Raw genomic sequence first — 16360 nt, forward strand, 5'->3', positions numbered from 1 at the left:
GCCAGCGGTGCGCAATTGCTCCTAAAGATATAGCTACTCGCGCATGATGGATAAGCGCTGGCAGCCATTTTTTCTTCAAAGCGATGGCTATGTAGCGATGTCCTCGTGGAGGCAGAGGTAGTTACCCTCGGTGTCCTTGAACCACGCCGCCTTCTCGGCCCCGAGAACGCACACGTGGTTCACGGTCTTGAGGCCCGGGAAGTCGTAGTCCTCAAAGACCACCTTCGCGCGTTTCAGCGCTGCGATGGTTGTCGCTATGTCTGCCACCTGGAAACTGATGGCCGTGTGGTCGGCCTTGGTGCCTTCCGGCTTGGGGAACAGCGCCAGTGTGCTGCCACCTACCGCATAGATGAACTTGCCATCGGGCCGGAACCCACCGGGCTTCAGCCCCAGGCAACCCTCGTAAAAGGCACGGGCGCGGTCCATGTCCATCACCGGCAGCATGGTGGTTACGGAGGAATCGGACAACATACAAAGTCCTTTCGCTCAATCCGGCTCTGCATTCGGTCTTAGCGCCTCCTGGTGGGCACCAGGCTCCGGTCCAGGCCGTCCGACCGGTTTTGCAGTGTAGGCCGATCCCCACCGCCACACCAGTGCAGACATTGCAGATGCGCACCTCCATCACCCCCCATGGGGCGGTACCTTGAAGTTCTCGGTGATGTGCCTTTCGGCGCGCGCCAGGACGGCGCCCAGCGCCGCCAGCCGCCGCTGGCAAGCGATGCGTGCGCGCCGAAGCCAGCGGCCCTGTCCTGCCGAGGTGGGGGGTGCCTTCGGCACAGCGTCTGCGGGCGGGTCGGCCGTGACGTCATCGGCCGTACGAGGGTCCAAACGGGTGGGATGCAACATGGCCCGCATGCTCAGGCTTGGCTTACCATCTGTAAAGTTGAATTCAATGAAGCCTCAATTCATAAAAACTGATGCGTAACTTCAACCTGGACCACCTGCAGACGCTGATCGCCATTGCCGACCTGGGCAACTTTGCAGCGGCTGCGCAGGCGCTGCACCTGGCGCCACCCACCATCAGCCTGCACATCAAGGAGCTGGAATCCCGCCTGCAGGCCGACCTGGTGGTGCGAGGCCGACGGCAGGCCGAGCTGACCCCCGCCGGCGAGGTGCTGGTGCAGGAAGGACGCCAGCTGCTGCTCGCTTGCGACGACCTGATGGAGCGCGTGCGCCGCCGCGCCTCGGGGCGCGAGGGCATCGTGCGCATGGGGGTGTCGGCGGGCGTCAGCACGCAGCTGCTGCCGCGCATGCTGGAGGCGCTGGCGGCGCGCTGCCCCGGGGTGGAGATCCGTCTGGAGGCTGTGGGCTCTGCCGATTCGATGCAGCGGCTCAAGGCGGGCACGCTCGACATCGGGATCATCGCCAGCCCGCAACCGCCTTTGGCCGAGGTACGACAGGCCCCCTGGCGCAACGACCCCATGGTGGCCTTGCTGCCCGCAGCGTGGGACGCGCCCGAGTTCGTGACCCCTGACTGGCTGGCCAGCCGCCGCTGGGCATCGTTTGCGCCCGCCACACAGATGCACGGACTGATTGCCAACTGGTTTGGCCAGGCGGGCCACCACCCTCGCCCCTTCCTGGCCTTGAGCTACCCCGGCGCGCTCAAGAGCCTGGCGGTGGCCAGCCAGTGCGCTGCGTTGCTACCGCTGGAAGAGGTGGAGGACCAGCAGGGGGCGGACGACGTGCAGATCCGCCACCTGCAGCCGCCGCTCATGCGCCCCATGGCCGTGGCGCACCGCCACCAGCCACCGCCCTCGCCTGCGGTGGAGGGCGTGCTGCAACTGCTGGCCGACTTCGCAGACTAATGGCTGCGCGCCGCCGCCCGCCATCACGCGGGCGGTAAGCCCTGAGCGTCGGGAGAACGCCGCACCGCAGACCGCCGCAAATAGGGCTGCACAAACAGGTACAGCCCCGTCAACAGCAGCAGTGCCAGTGGCGGCAGGGGTGCATACGTCACCCAATCCGGCGGGTTGCCCGAGCCCTGCGCACGGGCCACAAAGTTGGCGACGACGGCCAGCGTGAACGCCATCGACACCCAGCGGTGAAGGCGCCGAATGCCCACGCCGGCGCTCATTGCGCATCTCCGGCGGCGAGCTGGATCATCTTCCAGCCATTGCCCGCCGGGTCACGAAAACCCGCATCCACGTTGCCGTACCGGTCCACGGGCTCTTGCGTGAACTCCACGCCCTGGTCGCGCAGCCGGGCATACGCAGCGCGGCAGTCCGCCACATGCAACACCAGCGGCGGCATGGCGCCCTTGGCCACCATGGCGCGCAACGTCTGCGCCGTGGCGGCATCGTGGATGGGCGGGCCGGGTGTGAACAGCCCCAGCTGAAAGTCCGGCTGATCGGGGTGCTGCACCGTCAGCCAACGGTACGGCCCGTTGCGCACGTCGGTGTGCACACGAAACCCCAGCTTGCCCTCATAAAACGCCAGCGCCTCGTCCTGGTCGTCCACATACACACCCACCACACCAATGCCCTGGTTCGTTGTCATCAGATCTCCTTGGTTGCTGATGACGGGTTTGTACCTTCCGCCAGGCGGCGGCGCTTCTCCAAAACTGCTGTGGTGAGGTCGGGACGCTGTGCGGCTTTCAACACACAGGCGGGCACCTGGTCCAGGGGCGTGGCGGTAGCCTGGGCCTCCAGCCGTACCGCACTGGGGCTCTGCCCCGTGATGTCGCGAAAGATGCGCCCGAAGGTGCCCAGGCTTTCCCAGCCGGTGGCAAAGGCGATCTCGGTGACGGGCAAGTCTGTATCACGCAGCAGCGTGGTGGCCTGTTCGATGCGCCGGGTCAGCAGGTAGCGGTGGGGCGGGATGCCAAAGGCTTGCCGGAAAGACCGGGCGAAATGCGCTTGCGACACGCCGCTGACCTCGGCCAGCCGCTGCACGGGCCAGGCCTCGTGCGATGCGGCGTCCATGCGGTCCTTGGCGCGCAGCAGGCGGCGCAGGAGGGCGGGGTCCTGCGGGGGAACGGGGTCGCTCGGCGCAGGATTCGGATTGCGAGTGGCTTCGCGAAGGGGCGGGGACTTCGAGGGCACAGAAGGCATGCGCAAAGCATATCGCCTCCATCCACGCTATCCCTTGGCGCCTCCCCCCTCTGGCGGACAGCCCCCAGCACGCCATGAATGGCCACGATCCCTTTTTCTTCGTTCAAGCCAGCAGCCCGTGAACAAAGTCACCGTCTGCCCGATCCGCCACACCCGCAGACCTTGGCGCTTGACCGGTTGCATGGAATCATCGCCACACCACCCATCGATGACCATCGGGCCGTCGGCAGGCAACATCATCTTCCCTCTTCTTAGCGATTCCTCATGAAGCGTCTTCTGATTCTCGGAGCCACGGGCTCCCTGGGCCGCCACGTGCTGCAGCAGGCCGTTGCGGCAGGCCACCAGGTGTCGGTGCTGGTCCGCAACCCCGCCAAGCTGCCCCCCGACATGCGTTCACACATCACGGTGTACCAGGTGGACCTCGGCACCGTGGCCATCGGCGCCCTGGCGGACATCATCCGTGGCCACGAGGCACTGATCAACTGCGCCGGCCTGGTCACCGAAGGGCGGGGTTTTGTGGACCTCGTGGACCGGATTGTTTCCAGCGTTGAATCTCTGGCCCCGGCCGAGCGTCCCACATGCTGGTTTCTCGGTGGTGCCGCCGTGCTGGACATCGGCCCAACAGGGCGGCGGGGCGTCGAGCTGCCCAAGGTCCGCGACACCTATTGGCCGCACTTGAAAAACTTCGAGCGCCTGAGCGCCTCGTCGCTCGATTGGCGCCTGCTGTGCCCCGGGCCGATGGTGGACCAGCCAGCACTGGGCACCGCCAATCTGCGCATTGCCTCAGACCAGCTGCCAATGCCCATCCCGGCTTTTGCCGGCAAGCTGCCAAGCCTGCTGATGTTGCTGCTGTTTGCGTCGAAGGTGCCGCAGATGATCATCCCCTATGCGGATGCGGCCGCCGTGATGCTGGCGCACCTCACCCCCCGGGACGCCATGTCGCGCCACCGGGTGGGGCTCGCGCTGCCCGTGGGCATGCGCGGTAAAAAAGACACTTGGGCGGCCCGGCCCGGCAGCACTGCCTGACACCTTGCGGACAAAAAAAAGCCCTCGCCGTGGCAGCCATGGCAAGGGCCTTTTGGGGTGGAGGGCTTGCGTTCCAGCCTCCACACGACGGCGTCCCGTCTCTGTGAGCGTCAGCTCCCCGCCACCTTCATGCGGTTCACCAGGATCGACCCTACCGTCTTGGCACCGTAGTTGTAGGCATCGGCGCCCACGGCTTCGATGCCCTTGAGCATGTCCTTGAGGTTGCCTGCGATGGTGATCTCGTGCACCGGGAAGGCAATCTTGCCGTTCTCGACCCAGAAGCCACTCGCACCGCGCGAGTAGTCGCCGGTCACGTAGTTCACGCCCTGGCCCATCAACTCCACCACAAACAGGCCCGTGCCCAGCTTTTGCAGCATGGCGTCCAGGTTGTCACCGCTCTGCGTCAGGCGCGAAGTCATGGTCAGGTTGTGCGAGCCCCCGGCGTTGCCCGTGGTCTTCATGCCCAGCTTGCGGGCCGAGTAGCTCGACAGGAAGTAGCCCTGCACACGGCCGCCCTGCACCACCTTGCGCGGCGCCACGCGCACGCCTTCTTCGTCAAACGGCGAACTGCCCTTGCCGCGCAGCACAAACGGGTCTTCGAGAATGTCGATGTGCTTGGGGAAGACCATCTTGCCCAGCGAGTCGAGCAGGAAGCTGCTCTTTCGGTACAGCGAGCCCCCGCTGACGGCTTGCACAAAACCGCCCAGCAGGCCAGCGGCCAGGGTGGATTCGAACAGCACGGGACATTGGGTGGTGGGGATCTTGCGTGATCCGAGACGGCTCAACGCGCGCTGCGCGGCGTAGCGGCCCACGGCCTCGGGCGATGCCAGTTCAGTGGCATCGCGCATGGAGCTGTACCAGGCATCGCGCTGCATCTCGGCATTGCGGCCGGGCAGCGATGCGATGGGCGCCACCGAAAAGCTGTGGCGCGAGCTGGCATAGCCGCCGCGAAAGCCGCGCGTGTGGGCGCTGAAGAAATGGCTTTGCTGCGCCGACACACCCGCACCTTCGCTGTTGGTGATCCGGCGGTGGGTCTTGAGCGCGGCGGCCTCGCAGGCCTTGGCGATTTCAGCGGCCTCTTCGCTCGTGATGGCCCAGGGGTGGAAAAGATCCAGGTCACGGTGTGTGTCCGCAGGGGCGATGTCATCGGCATCGGGCAAACCCGCCACGGGGTCTTCGGCCGTGAAGCGGGCGATGTCATACGCGGCCTGCACGGTCTGCTCGATGGCCTTGTTGGAGAAATCGGAAGTGCTGGCATTGCCACGGCGGTTGCCGAGGTAGACCGTCACGCCCAGGGATTTGTCGCGGTTGCGCTCCACGTTCTCCAGCTCGCCCTTGCGCACGCTGACCGACAGGCCGCAGCCCTCGGACGCCTCGGCGCCTGCGTCGGTGGCGCCGAGCTTTTTGGCATGGGCCAGGGCACGGTCCACCAGGTCTTCAAAGAACGCGCGGCTGTAGCTGAAGCCGTTGTCAGGGGTGCGGGAGGTGGCAGGCGCTGGCGCAGCGGAAGCCGCGCTTTGGGCGCGCGCGGCGCGGGTGGAGGGTTTATTCATAGCGGCAGCTATGATACTTGCCGCTGTGGCGCGCTCTGCGCCGCTTCTCTTTTTGCCCCCACCCATGTCACGCAAACCCAAAAAAGGCTACTTTGTGCGAGGCCAGTTCGTTGCCGAAGGCAGCGAAATGGACATTCAGCTCAAGGCCGAACTCAAAGGCACGCCCGATGCCAGCCGCACCGATCTCAAGCGCGAAAGCGACGAACTTCAGGATCTCGGCAAAGAGCTGCTGAGCCTGCGCGCCGACCTGTTCGAGGCGGTGGGCCTGCCCGACAAGCTGGTGGACGCGCTGGCCGAGGCCAAGCGCATCACCAACTTTGAAGGCAAGCGCCGCCAGATGCAGTACGTGGGCAAGATCATGCGCAAGCTCGAACCCGAGCTGGTGCAAGCAGCCCGCCAGGCGCTGGAGGAGCAGCACAAGGGCTCGGCCACCGAAAAGATGCAGCTGCACCTGGCCGAACACTGGCGCGACCGCCTGATTGCGGATGACGAGGCCCTCGCACCCTGGATGGCCGAGCACCCCGGCACCGACACCCAGCAGCTGCGCGCCCTGATCCGCCAGGCCCGCAAGGACGCACAGCCCGCCGGCAAGGAGGCCAATGTCCAGGTCTCGCAAGGCCTGGCCCCCCGCAAGGGCCGCGCCTACCGAGAGCTGTTCCAGCTGGTGCGTGAGCACCTGGGCGGCACGGGTGCTGACGATGCCAGCGACATCGGCGGGGAAAACGGCGATGAGTGAGCCCGTGGGCAGCCCCGCACCCCACCACGACGCCGTGAAGATCGGCATCGTGTCCATCAGCGACCGCGCCAGCTCCGGTGTCTATGAAGACAAGGGCCTGCCTGCGCTGCAGGACTGGCTCACGCGCGCGCTGCACAACTCCATCACGTTTGAATCGCGCCTGATCCCCGATGAACAGGAGGGCATCAGCGCCGCGCTGGTCGAGCTGGTCAACGCAGGCTGTTGCCTGGTGCTGACCACCGGTGGCACCGGCCCCGCCCTGCGCGACGTGACGCCCGAGGCCACGCTGGCCGTGGCGCACAAGGAGATGCCGGGCTTTGGCGAGCAGATGCGCCAGATCAGCCTGAAGTTTGTACCCACCGCCATCCTGTCACGCCAGGTGGCCGTGGTGCGCGACCAGAGCCTCATCATCAACCTGCCCGGCCAGCCCAAGGCGATTGCCGAAACGCTAGAAGGCCTGAAGGACGCCGACGGCAAGCAGATCGTGCCCGGCATCTTTGCCGCCGTGCCGTACTGCGTGGACCTGATTGGCGGCCCGTATCTGGAAACGCGCGACGAAGTCTGCAAGGCGTTCCGGCCCAAGAACGCGGTGCGAGCGCCCCGCCCGGCCTGATTTCTCAAGATTCAAAGAAAAATAGCTGCTAGCGCTTATCTCACAAGCGCTAGCAGCTATATTTTTTATAGCAATCTGATTTTTGAATACAGCGCCGGCAAGCCGCTACTTGCCCACCAGCTCGTTGAGCTTGCCCGCTTCGAACTGCTCCTTGAGCGCCGCATCGCACGGCACGCAGTCCTTGTTCTGCGGGTTGGCGGACAGTTTCTCGATGGCCTGCCACAGCAGTGCAATCTGGTGCTCCTGCGACGAGGCGTTGTCGATCAGCCCGCGCATGGCCTGCGAGAGCGGATCGTCCTCTTGTGTGATGCCATAGGCCGTGAACTTGGGGGTCTGCTGGGGCTCCGTCACGTCGGCGCTCTGGCCTTCCTTGGAGGGGATGATGCGTGCCGGAATGCCCACCGCCGTAGCGCCTGCAGGCACGGGTTTGATGACCACCGCGTTGCTGCCGATCTTGGCGCCGTCGCCCACTTCAAAGCCGCCAAGCACCTTGGCGCCCGCACTCACCACCACGTTTTTGCCCAGCGTGGGATGGCGCTTGCTGCCCTTGTAGAGCGATGTGCCGCCCAGCGTGACACCCTGGTAGATGGTGCAGCCGTCGCCGATCTCGGCAGTCTCGCCCACCACCACGCCCATGGCATGGTCGAAGAACACACGCTCGCCGATCTTGGCGCCGGGATGGATCTCGATGCCCGTGAACCAGCGCGCAAAGTGCGAGATGAAGCGCCCCAACCACTTCAGGCCGTGGTGCCAGCACCAGTGCGCCGGCCGGTGCAGCCAGATCGCGTGCAGGCCCGGATAACAGGTGATCACCTCCCACGTGCTGCGCGCGGCAGGATCGCGGTCGAGGATGCACTGGATATCGGAGCGCAAGCGGGCGAGCATTGGTTGTTATGGTTATTTGTAAATGGGCTGCACAGTCTATCGTTTCGCCTGCGCCGTCTCGATCATGGCTTTGGCGACACCTCTCAAGATGTGGATTTCCTCGGGGCTGAGCTGCGCGCGGTTGCAAAGCTGGTTAAGGCGGGGCATGAGCTTCTTGGGCGCGGCCGGGTCCAGAAAGCCGATGGATGTGAGCGCCTGCTCCCAATGGCCCAGCATGCCCGCCACCTGGGCGGCGTCGGCCAGGGCGCGGGCGGGCGTGGCATCCAACACCGGGAACCCGCCCAGCGCCATGCGCCATTCGTAGGCAATCACCTGGATGGCGGCGCCCAGATTGAGGGACCCAAAGCCGGGATTGGTGGGAATGGACAGCGCCACGTGGCAGCGGTAAACGTCTTCGTTGGTCATGCCAAAACGCTCGGAGCCAAACAGGAAGGCCACACCCGCCTGGCGGGCTGCCACCGATGGGTTGGGTGCTGGTTCCTCAGAATTTTGAGTGTTTTTGGCCTCTAGCGCTTGTCCTTCAATCGCCAATAGCTCTTGTTTTAATAGCATTTCGAAATGGGCACGCGGCGCTGCCGTGGGCGGCCCGAAGTCGCGCGGGGTCATCGCTGTGGCGCACAGGTGGCTAATGCCGTCCAGCGCCTCGTCCAGCGTGGCCACGATGCGGGCGTTCTCCAGCACGTCCAGGGCGCCGCTGGCGCGCTGGATGGTCTCCTCGCGCCGCAGCACGTTGGGCCAGCGCGGGGCCACCAGCACCAGGTCGTCAAAACCCATGGTTTTCATGGCGCGGGCAGCAGCGCCCACATTGCCGGCGTGGCTGGTGTTGATCAGGACAAAACGGGTCTTCATGGGCAAAGGCAGGACGAGGGCAAAGGGCGGACGGTTAGGCGAAAAGGGACACTGCGGGTAAAATCCCGCCCTCATTGTCGCCGCCCGCATCGCCGGGTCGGATCGCACCGCTCCTGATTCGCAGGCTGCCCATGCCACCGTTGCATGCGGGCACCCTGCTCACCACCACAATTTATGTCGTCCAATCTGCACCCCATGCTTAACGTGGCCATCAAGGCCGCACGCGCCGCCGGCGCCATCATCAACCGCGCGGCCCTTGACGTGGAATCGGTGCGGATCTCGCAAAAGCAGATCAACGACTTTGTGACCGAGGTGGACCACGCGTCCGAAAAAATCATCATCGAGACGCTGCTCACAGCCTACCCCGGCCACGGCATCCTGGCCGAAGAGTCAGGCACCGAATACGGCGCCAAGGATTCGGAACTCGTCTGGATCATCGACCCGCTGGACGGCACCACCAACTTCATCCACGGTTTTCCCGTGTACTGCGTGAGCATCGCCCTGGCCGTCAAAGGCAAGGTCGAGCAGGCCGTCATCTATGACCCCTCGCGCAACGATCTGTTCACATCGACCAAGGGCCGTGGCGCCTACCTGAACGAACGCCGCATCCGCGTGAGCAAGCGCACCCAGCTCAAGGACTGCCTGGTCTCCACTGGCTTCCCGTTCCGCCCGGGCGACAACTTCAAGAGCTACCTCAACATGATGAGCGACGTGATGCAGCGCACGGCTGGCCTGCGCCGCCCCGGCGCCGCCGCGCTGGACCTGGCCTATGTCGCCGCTGGTTTCACCGATGGTTTCTTCGAGACCGGCCTGTCGATCTGGGACGTGGCAGCGGGTTCGCTGCTGGTGACCGAGGCCGGTGGCTTGGTGGGCAACTTCACGGGCGAGGCCGACTTTCTGGAGCAGCGCGAATGCCTGGCGGGCAACCCCCGCATCTACGGCCAGCTGGTGCCGATTTTGGGCAAGTACAGCAAGTTTGCGAGCGCTGGCGACAAGGCGGCCGTGCGCCAGGCCGCTGCCGCAGACGCACCCGTCAGCGCTGAAGCCGAGGCTGCAGCCGATGTGGAGTCCGACACCACGGGTGCCGCCCCACAGGCCGACGCCCCCAAGAGCGAAGACGCGCCGTTCTGATGTATGCCTGAGCACCGTCCCCTATCGGGACTGTGCTCAGTTCGGGTCGGGATATTTCTGGGCAATGCTGCGGAAATCTTCCGCGATGTCCACAAACGCATCCACCATGTCAGGGTCAAAGTGCGTGCCCTTGCCCCGCACGATGGTGTTGCAGGCCTGGTCGTGCGAAAACGCAGGTTTGTAGACACGCTTGCTGATGAGCGCGTCGTACACATCGGCCACGGCCATCAGGCGCGCCGACACCGGAATGGCATCTCCCGCCAGGCCTTGCGGATAGCCTGAGCCATCCCACTTTTCCTGGTGGCTGTAGGCGATCTCCTTGGACACGCTCAAGAACGCCACGCGCATGCCCAGGCGCCGCTCGGCTTCATCAATGGCGTTGCGGCCCAGCGTGGTGTGGGTTTTCATGATCTCGAACTCGTCCACCGTGAGCTTGCCGGGCTTGAGCAGGATGCTGTCGGGGATGCCGATCTTGCCGATGTCGTGCAACGGCGCTGACTTGTACAGCAGCTCGATCATGCGGTCGTTGAGCACGGGCTCGAAACGCGGGTGGTGGCGCAGCCGCTCGGCCAGCGTCTTCACGTACAGCTGGGTGCGGCGGATATGGTTGCCGGTTTCGTTGTCGCGCGTCTCGGCCAGCGATGTCATGGCCATGATGGTCACGTCCTGGATGGCCTGCACTTCCAGCGTGCGCATCGCGACCTCGCGCTCCAGGTAGGAGCTTTTGTCGCGCAGGAAATCCGCGGTGGCCTTGAGCGCCAGGTGGGTGTTCACCCGTGCCAGCAGGATGGGCGGGCTGATGGGCTTGGTGATGTAGTCCACCGCGCCCAGGGCCAGGCCCATGCGTTCGTCATCGGGATCGGAGCGCGCCGTGAGGAAGATCACGGGGATGTCGCGCGTGGCCGGCGCTGCCTTCAGGCGCTGGCAGACCTCGTAGCCATCCATCTCCGGCATCATGATGTCCAGCAGGATCAGGTCGGGAGGTGTGCCCGACTGCGCAATCTTCAGGGCCTTCTCGCCATGGTTGGCCACCTTCACCAGGAAATGCTCGCGCAGCAGGCTGCCCATGAGGGTGAGGTTGTCGGGCGTGTCGTCCACCACCAGCACCGTGGCGATCGGCTTGTCAACAAGAACGGCCTGCGGGGAGGCAAAGGGCGCGTTGTCCATGGAAGTTCCTGGGTGTGGTGCCGCTCAAGGGGTATGAACGGCAGGGTATTCGGGGCCTGACACGGCGGCCATTGCCTCCAGTGCCTGCTCAAAATCAAAATTCAGGGTGTGCATCTCGACCACCGCAAAGGTGTGCCCCAACGCGGGCTTGAGCACCTGGACATTGTGTTGGAAAAACTCGGAGGCCGCTGGGTCGTCCTGCTCCAGCAGGCCGCGCAACTGTTGCAGGGCCCCTTCGGAATCCAGCGCTTTCAGCCCCGCCGCTGCAGAGACGTCCGGCCTGTGCGTCTGCCCGGCTTGCGGCCCATGCATCCACGCCTGCAATCCCGCCAGCACGGGCCGCAACGCGGCGCCCAGGTTGGCCCCGAGTCCGACGATCACATCCACAGGTGCCCCGCTGCGGATGCTCTGCTCCAGAGCTTGCGCGTGGGCCGACACCTCCTGCGCGCCAATGTTGGCCGCCACCGAGCGCAGGGTGTGGGCCAGGCGCTCTGCCAGCACCGTGTCTCCGTTGGCGACTGCTTGCTCCAGGTCCGCAAGCACCGGCGACTGCCCTTGCACAAACCGCCGCAGCATCTCGGCATAGAGCCCCGGCCTGCCCAGGGCGCGCTGCAGGCCCAGCGACGTGTCCAGGCCCGCCACGGTGGGGAAGGACGGCGCCGGGGCAGCGTTGGCGGTGGCCGGAGCCATGGCATCAGCCTCTGTGCCTGCGCCGGTGCGGACCGCACCGCCCGCCAACGCCTGGCCCAATCCCGGCCGGGGCCGAATCCATCGGCCCAATGCGGCCCACAGCGCCGCAGGCTCGATGGGTTTGGCCACATGGTCGTTCATGCCGGCGGCAAAGCAGCGCTGGCGATCAGCCTCCATGGCGTTGGCGGTCATGGCCACGATGGGCAGGTGAACATGGCGCGGGTCGCGGCGCAGTTGCCGCGTGGCGGTTTCGCCGTCCATGACAGGCATCTGCATGTCCATCAGCACCACGTCGTAGGCCTTGCGCTCGATGCGATCAAGGGCGATCTGGCCGTTCTCGGCCACATCGACGGCAAAACCGGCTTCGAGCAAGAGTTCAACCGCCACCATCTGGTTGAGCTCGTTGTCCTCCACCAGCAGCACCGACGCACCCCGGATTGCCAGCGGCAGCTCGTCTGCCGCAGGCGCGGGGGTGACCACGCGGCGTGGGCTGTAGGTGGAATGTTCCAGCGGCTGCATCAGCGTGTCGAACAGCAGCGAGGCGTTGACGGGCTTGATCAACACCGTGTCGATGCCCTGCGCGCGGGCGGCGCGCATCACGTCCTCCCGCCCGTAGGCTGTCACCATGAGCATCTTGGGCACCTGCGCCATGCCCAGGCCCCGGATGTGGCCCGCCAGCTGGATGCCGTCCATGCCCGGCATGTGCCAGTCGAGCAGCAGCAGGCCAAACGGCTGGTGCCGTGCCATGGATTCGCGCAGGCGATCGAGGGCTTCCAGGCCCGAATGGGCCTGCTCCACCTCAAAGCCCATGGCCAGCAGCATGTCGGACAGCACGGTGGCCGCCGTCTGGTTGTCGTCCACCACGAGCACGCGGCGGCCCCGCAGGTCAGGGGGTGGCAGCAGCACGCGCGCGGGCGCCCCGCGTTCAAGCGGCACAGCCGCCCAGAACGTGGAGCCCTGGCCATAGGTGCTCTCCACACCGACCTCGCCCCCCATCAACTCCGCAAGGCTCTTGCAGATGGCCAGCCCCAGGCCCGTGCCTCCATAGCGGCGCGTGGTGGAGGTGTCTGCCTGCTGGAAGCTCTGGAACAGCCGCCCCATCTGTTCCGGCGTGAGCCCGATGCCGGTGTCGCGCACTTCAAAACGCAGCATCAACCGATTGCCCGCGGCCTCCAGCACCCGCACGGCGATGCTGATCTCGCCTGTCTCAGTGAACTTGATGGCGTTGTTGGCAAAATTGATGAGGATCTGGCCCAGGCGCAGCGAATCGCCCACCAGATTGGGGGGCACGTCGGCCGCCACATCGCAAACCAGCTCCAGGCCTTTGGCACCGGCCTTGTAGCCCACCACGTCGGACACACTCTCCAGCATGCGGTCGAGCACGAAGGGCTGCTTCTCCACCATGAGCTTGCCCGCCTCGATCTTGGAGAAATCCAGGATGTCGTTGATCACGCCCAGCAGGTGCTGGCCGGCCTGCTGGATCTTGCTCACGTAGTCGTGCTGGCGCTCTGTCAGGCCAGACTTGAGCGCCAGGTGCGACATGCCGATGATCGCGTTCATGGGCGTGCGTATCTCATGGCTCATGTTGGCCAGAAAATTCGACTTGAGTGCGGTGGACTCCTCCGCCAGTTCCTTGGCGCGGCGCAGGTCCTGCTCGGCGCGCTGCCGGTCGGTGATATCGACAAAGGTGCCGATGGCCCCACCCGGTGAGCCATCGGGCCGCGAGAAACCGTGCAGCCAGAACAAGGTGTGGTGCACCTTTCCGTCCGCATACGGCAGGTCCACCTCCTTGTGCACCGACTGGACCCCATGCAGGGCCTCCTGGGCATCTGCATCAAAGCGTTCCCGCTCAGCCTCAGGGAGGAACTTGAGGTCCAGCACGGTCTTGCCGATCAAGGCCTCGCGCTGTACGCCAAAGGCCTGCTCGTAGGCGCGGTTGAAACCGATGTAGCGGCCATCTGCGTCCTTGTAAAACAGCGGCACGGGGATGGCGTCAATGAGTGCCTGCTGAAAATCAAGCTGCTCGGCCACACGGGCCTCCAGCAGCTTCTGGTCGTGGATGTCCACATTGACACCCACCACCCGCACGGGTTTGCCGGCATCGTCGCGGAAGATGCGGGCGGCCGACAGGAACCAGCGCACTTCACCATCGGGCCGCACGATGCGCCAGGAATCGCGCAGATCGGGGGCGCCGCTCGCAAGGCATTGATCAAAGTACGACGCTGCGCGGTCCCTGTCGTCCGGGTGCAGGCACTCCATCCAGTCGCGCTTGCTGCGCCCCTGCGCCTGGGGCGGCAAGCCGAGCATGGCGACCAGTTTTTCGCTCCACAGCACCTCGTCTGCCACCAGATCGATGTCGAACACGCCAATCTTGCCAGCCTCCTGTGCCAGCTCCAGACGGTCCTTGGCCTGCTGCATGGCGATCTCTGCCCGCCGCTGCTCGCTGACATCTTCGATCACCCAGATGGATGCACTCCGGAAACCATCCATCTGCAGGTTGCGGCCCGCCATCCGCGCTTCGAACCGACTTCCGTCCAGGCGGCACAGCGTTGTGGTTTGGCGCACGGCCCGCCCTGCAGTCAGCACGGGGCCCACATCGGCGTAAAACCGCTTTGCAAATTCACCGCGTCCGAGCAATGCCGCCACGCTCAGTCCGAGCAGGTCTGCCGCGGAGCCTCCCATCAGTTCCACAAACGCGGGATTGAACTGTCGGAACTTGCCATCTCCCACCAGCGCGATGGGGGGCGCGTTGTCAAAGATGGCTGTCTGCTGCTCCAGCAACTCGTTGAGCAGTCGTTCGCGCCGCTCCAGCTCCTTCTGGGCCTGGATGCGCCCGGAGACATCTTCATGCAGGCCGACAATGGCAATGCGGTTGCCACGCTCGTCAAACACCGGCGACAGCGTGGCCTCATCGTGGTAGATGCCCCCATCCTTGCGGCGATTGACAAACTGCCCTTGCCACGAGCGGCCTGACAGCAGCGTGGACCACATCTCCTGGTAGGTTTGCGCGGGGGTCTGGCCACTGGCTACCACCGAAGGTTTCTTGCCCCGCACCTCTTCCAGCGTGTAGCCCGAACTGCGCTCGTACTGCGGATTGACCCAGTCGATGCGGCCTTCTCCGTCGGTAATGACCACCGAGACCGGGCTGCTCCCGAGCGCGGCGCCCACAACCCTGAAGCGCTCGAGCGCAGCACCCATCCGCGCGCGGCTGCGCAGCAGATCCAGCAGCAGCAAGCCCAACAGGAACAACAGCACAAAGGCGACCCCTCCCACCTTCATGCGCTCAGGCCACGGCACCAGGACACTCACATCGTCCAGCATCGCCAGTTGCCACTGGCCTCCCGGGTCACCCCAGTCGATGTGGCGGCGCTCTACCGCGTAGGACACCCCGTTGAGGACGACCTCGCCCGCATCCGGCGCAAACGGCAGGGAAGAAGCCAGCCCCTTGTCGAAGTGGCTGCCAAACTGGCGGGACGCCCGGATCGAATCAATGCGCGCCTGGGTGAGCGGCGGGGCCACGGCAAACAGCCACTCGGGCCGCGTGGAGGCAAACACCACGCCTTGGGGAGACAGCAGCACGGTGGGCATCTCGGTACGCTTGAGCACCTCGTCAAACAACTCGAAACCCACCTTGAACATCACCACGCCAATGATGGAGCTGGACGGCGTCTCGTTTTCATACAGAGGTGCAGCGTAGTAGAGCCCCCGCTCCTGCGAGTTGCTGCCGATGGCGGCGTACACGCTGATGGCCCCCTTGATGGCCTGCTGGAAATATGGGCGGAACGCCAGGTTGAGACCGGTGGAGCGGGTGCCCGGCGTCTCGTGGGCTACCACGGTGCCGTCGGCGGACATGACATAAACCCCGTTGACCAGAAACCGCCCACGCGCTACCCCCAGCCGCGCAAGGGCTTCGGGGTCATCCGGCGCCAGCTGACCCAGGGCCATGGCCTTGAGCATCGGTTCGCTCAGCCCGAGCAGCGACACCGCGCCCAGCATGCCACCACCCGTGATCCGGGCTTGCAGGGTGTCCACCGTCTGCTGCAGCAACTTGGCGCGCTCGGCCGCGCGCTCGGCGCCTTGCCAGTGCATGGCCCCCAACACCACCAGCCACGCCCCCACCAGCGCCGCGGCCACTACCAGCACCAGGCCACGCACGCCAGGGGCATTGCGGTCCAACACCTTGTCCAGAAACCCGCCTACGCCCTCACCCACCCGCGTCACTCCGAACCTCCGACCAGGCCCAAGAAACATATCTGGCAAAACTTAACGCGTGGGGTACAACAAGGCATCAATATCCCCCACCGGCCCGGGCCGGCCAAAAAGAAACCCCTGAAACCCCTCACACCCATGCAGCCTCAGGAAACTCAGCTGCCCCGTCGTCTCCACCCCCTCGGCCACCACCTCCAGGTCCAGGCTCTTGGCCAGCGCCAGAATCGTCCTCACGATCGCCGCGTCGTTCGGGTCCGACAGCACGTCCCGCACGAAGCTCTGGTCGATCTTGACCTGGTCCAGCGGCAGCCGCTTGAGATAGCTCAGGCTGGAGTAGCCGGTGCCGAAGTCGTCCAGCGCAAACCCCACGCCTTCGCTTTTGAGCTGCACCATGCGGGCGATGGTGTCTTCGATGTCTCCCAGCAGCAGGCTTTCGGTGAGTTCGAGTTTG

General features: G+C 65.3%; 16 protein-coding genes. 5 read left to right on the top strand and 11 right to left on the bottom strand.

Features of this window, described 5'->3' with window-relative positions:
• Positions 1–87: 87 nt before the first annotated feature.
• Together ASE39_RS07975 and ASE39_RS07980 are read right to left on the bottom strand one after the other, a co-directional pair.
• Positions 88–471 (bottom strand): VOC family protein, encoded by a 384-nt coding sequence (locus ASE39_RS07975; protein ID WP_057270774.1) that lies wholly within the window; start codon positions 469–471, stop codon positions 88–90.
• A gap of 150 nt (positions 472–621) precedes the next feature.
• Positions 622–846, bottom strand: a complete 225-nt coding sequence (locus ASE39_RS07980) for a hypothetical protein (RefSeq protein ID WP_140426715.1) — start codon at positions 844–846, stop codon at positions 622–624.
• Positions 847–917: 71 nt separating this feature from the next.
• Here ASE39_RS07980 and ASE39_RS07985 point away from each other — a divergent pair, with 71 nt between their 5' ends.
• The gene (locus ASE39_RS07985; RefSeq protein ID WP_057270776.1) at positions 918–1805 is read left to right on the top strand and encodes a LysR family transcriptional regulator; all 888 of its coding nucleotides are present in this window, start codon (positions 918–920) and stop codon (positions 1803–1805) included.
• Positions 1806–1828: 23 nt separating this feature from the next.
• Here the strand turns inward: ASE39_RS07985 and ASE39_RS07990 are convergent, their stop codons facing one another.
• Genes ASE39_RS07990 through ASE39_RS08000 form a run of 3 tightly spaced genes read right to left on the bottom strand, consistent with a single transcriptional unit; the run spans position 1829 to position 3050 of the window.
• Complete coding sequence (locus tag ASE39_RS07990; protein ID WP_010459941.1) at positions 1829–2074, bottom strand: hypothetical protein; 246 nt, start codon at positions 2072–2074, stop codon at positions 1829–1831.
• Positions 2071–2496: a VOC family protein gene (locus ASE39_RS07995; RefSeq protein ID WP_057270777.1), complete on the bottom strand. Its 426-nt coding sequence runs from the start codon at positions 2494–2496 to the stop codon at positions 2071–2073. The genes ASE39_RS07990 and ASE39_RS07995 overlap by 4 nt, the downstream gene beginning before the upstream one ends.
• Positions 2496–3050: an AraC family transcriptional regulator gene (locus tag ASE39_RS08000; protein ID WP_242421383.1), complete on the bottom strand. Its 555-nt coding sequence runs from the start codon at positions 3048–3050 to the stop codon at positions 2496–2498. The genes ASE39_RS07995 and ASE39_RS08000 overlap by 1 nt, the downstream gene beginning before the upstream one ends.
• Before the next feature lie 264 nt (positions 3051–3314).
• Here ASE39_RS08000 and ASE39_RS08005 point away from each other — a divergent pair, with 264 nt between their 5' ends.
• Positions 3315–4076 (top strand): NAD(P)H-binding protein, encoded by a 762-nt coding sequence (locus ASE39_RS08005; RefSeq protein ID WP_057270778.1) that lies wholly within the window; start codon positions 3315–3317, stop codon positions 4074–4076.
• Between the two features lie 110 nt (positions 4077–4186).
• On the opposite strand, the gene pmbA is transcribed toward ASE39_RS08005, so the two are convergent.
• Entirely contained in the window at positions 4187–5629 is a 1443-nt protein-coding gene (pmbA, locus tag ASE39_RS08010) for a metalloprotease PmbA (protein ID WP_057270779.1), read from the bottom strand.
• Positions 5630–5693: 64 nt separating this feature from the next.
• Between pmbA and yjgA the strand changes: the two genes are divergently transcribed.
• Together yjgA and mog are read left to right on the top strand one after the other, a co-directional pair.
• A complete protein-coding gene (gene yjgA / locus ASE39_RS08015; RefSeq protein ID WP_057270780.1) occupies positions 5694–6365 on the top strand; it encodes a ribosome biogenesis factor YjgA in 672 nt (223 codons plus the stop codon).
• Positions 6358–6978, top strand: coding sequence for a molybdopterin adenylyltransferase (gene mog / locus ASE39_RS08020; protein ID WP_057270781.1), 621 nt, complete (start codon positions 6358–6360; stop codon positions 6976–6978). Before yjgA ends, mog begins: the two co-directional genes overlap by 8 nt.
• A gap of 105 nt (positions 6979–7083) precedes the next feature.
• Here mog and cysE read toward each other — a convergent pair whose 3' ends face one another.
• Together cysE and ASE39_RS08030 are read right to left on the bottom strand one after the other, a co-directional pair.
• A complete protein-coding gene (gene cysE / locus ASE39_RS08025) occupies positions 7084–7863 on the bottom strand; it encodes a serine O-acetyltransferase (RefSeq protein WP_057270782.1) in 780 nt (259 codons plus the stop codon).
• 36 nt (positions 7864–7899) lie between these two features.
• Positions 7900–8712, bottom strand: coding sequence for an RNA methyltransferase (locus tag ASE39_RS08030; protein ID WP_057270783.1), 813 nt, complete (start codon positions 8710–8712; stop codon positions 7900–7902).
• Positions 8713–8886: 174 nt separating this feature from the next.
• Here ASE39_RS08030 and ASE39_RS08035 point away from each other — a divergent pair, with 174 nt between their 5' ends.
• The gene (locus ASE39_RS08035) at positions 8887–9843 is read left to right on the top strand and encodes an inositol monophosphatase family protein (protein WP_057270784.1); all 957 of its coding nucleotides are present in this window, start codon (positions 8887–8889) and stop codon (positions 9841–9843) included.
• A gap of 36 nt (positions 9844–9879) precedes the next feature.
• On the opposite strand, the gene ASE39_RS08040 is transcribed toward ASE39_RS08035, so the two are convergent.
• The 3 genes from ASE39_RS08040 to ASE39_RS08050 form a co-directional block, all read right to left on the bottom strand.
• Positions 9880–11010 (bottom strand): two-component system response regulator, encoded by a 1131-nt coding sequence (locus ASE39_RS08040; protein WP_057270785.1) that lies wholly within the window; start codon positions 11008–11010, stop codon positions 9880–9882.
• Between the two features lie 24 nt (positions 11011–11034).
• Positions 11035–15921 carry a PAS domain S-box protein gene (locus tag ASE39_RS08045; RefSeq protein WP_082615360.1) on the bottom strand — a complete coding sequence of 1629 codons (4887 nt, stop codon included), beginning with the start codon at positions 15919–15921 and terminating at the stop codon, positions 11035–11037.
• Positions 15922–15963: 42 nt separating this feature from the next.
• Positions 15964–16360, bottom strand: a 397-nt coding sequence (locus tag ASE39_RS08050; RefSeq protein WP_140426716.1) for an EAL domain-containing protein, incomplete at its 5' end; no start/stop codon positions are given.

It is taken from the genome of Acidovorax sp. Root267, from assembly GCF_001429215.1.
GTDB lineage: Bacteria > Pseudomonadota > Gammaproteobacteria > Burkholderiales > Burkholderiaceae_C > Acidovorax > Acidovorax radicis.

What these genes read in the sequence shown, in the direction of transcription:
- mog (WP_057270781.1), top strand. Translation starts at nt 6,358, where the DNA reads ATGAGTGAGCCCGTGGGCAGCCCCGCACCCCACCACGACGCCGTGAAG.
- ASE39_RS07980 (WP_140426715.1), bottom strand. Translation starts at nt 846, where the DNA reads ATGTTGCATCCCACCCGTTTGGACCCTCGTACGGCCGATGACGTCACG.
- ASE39_RS08005 (WP_057270778.1), top strand. Translation starts at nt 3,315, where the DNA reads ATGAAGCGTCTTCTGATTCTCGGAGCCACGGGCTCCCTGGGCCGCCAC.
- ASE39_RS07995 (WP_057270777.1), bottom strand. Translation starts at nt 2,496, where the DNA reads ATGACAACGAACCAGGGCATTGGTGTGGTGGGTGTGTATGTGGACGAC.
- ASE39_RS08030 (WP_057270783.1), bottom strand. Translation starts at nt 8,712, where the DNA reads ATGAAGACCCGTTTTGTCCTGATCAACACCAGCCACGCCGGCAATGTG.
- pmbA (WP_057270779.1), bottom strand. Translation starts at nt 5,629, where the DNA reads ATGAATAAACCCTCCACCCGCGCCGCGCGCGCCCAAAGCGCGGCTTCC.
- ASE39_RS08035 (WP_057270784.1), top strand. Translation starts at nt 8,887, where the DNA reads ATGTCGTCCAATCTGCACCCCATGCTTAACGTGGCCATCAAGGCCGCA.
- yjgA (WP_057270780.1), top strand. Translation starts at nt 5,694, where the DNA reads ATGTCACGCAAACCCAAAAAAGGCTACTTTGTGCGAGGCCAGTTCGTT.
- ASE39_RS07975 (WP_057270774.1), bottom strand. Translation starts at nt 471, where the DNA reads ATGTTGTCCGATTCCTCCGTAACCACCATGCTGCCGGTGATGGACATG.
- ASE39_RS07990 (WP_010459941.1), bottom strand. Translation starts at nt 2,074, where the DNA reads ATGAGCGCCGGCGTGGGCATTCGGCGCCTTCACCGCTGGGTGTCGATG.
- cysE (WP_057270782.1), bottom strand. Translation starts at nt 7,863, where the DNA reads ATGCTCGCCCGCTTGCGCTCCGATATCCAGTGCATCCTCGACCGCGAT.
- ASE39_RS07985 (WP_057270776.1), top strand. Translation starts at nt 918, where the DNA reads ATGCGTAACTTCAACCTGGACCACCTGCAGACGCTGATCGCCATTGCC.
- ASE39_RS08040 (WP_057270785.1), bottom strand. Translation starts at nt 11,010, where the DNA reads ATGGACAACGCGCCCTTTGCCTCCCCGCAGGCCGTTCTTGTTGACAAG.
- ASE39_RS08000 (WP_242421383.1), bottom strand. Translation starts at nt 3,050, where the DNA reads ATGCCTTCTGTGCCCTCGAAGTCCCCGCCCCTTCGCGAAGCCACTCGC.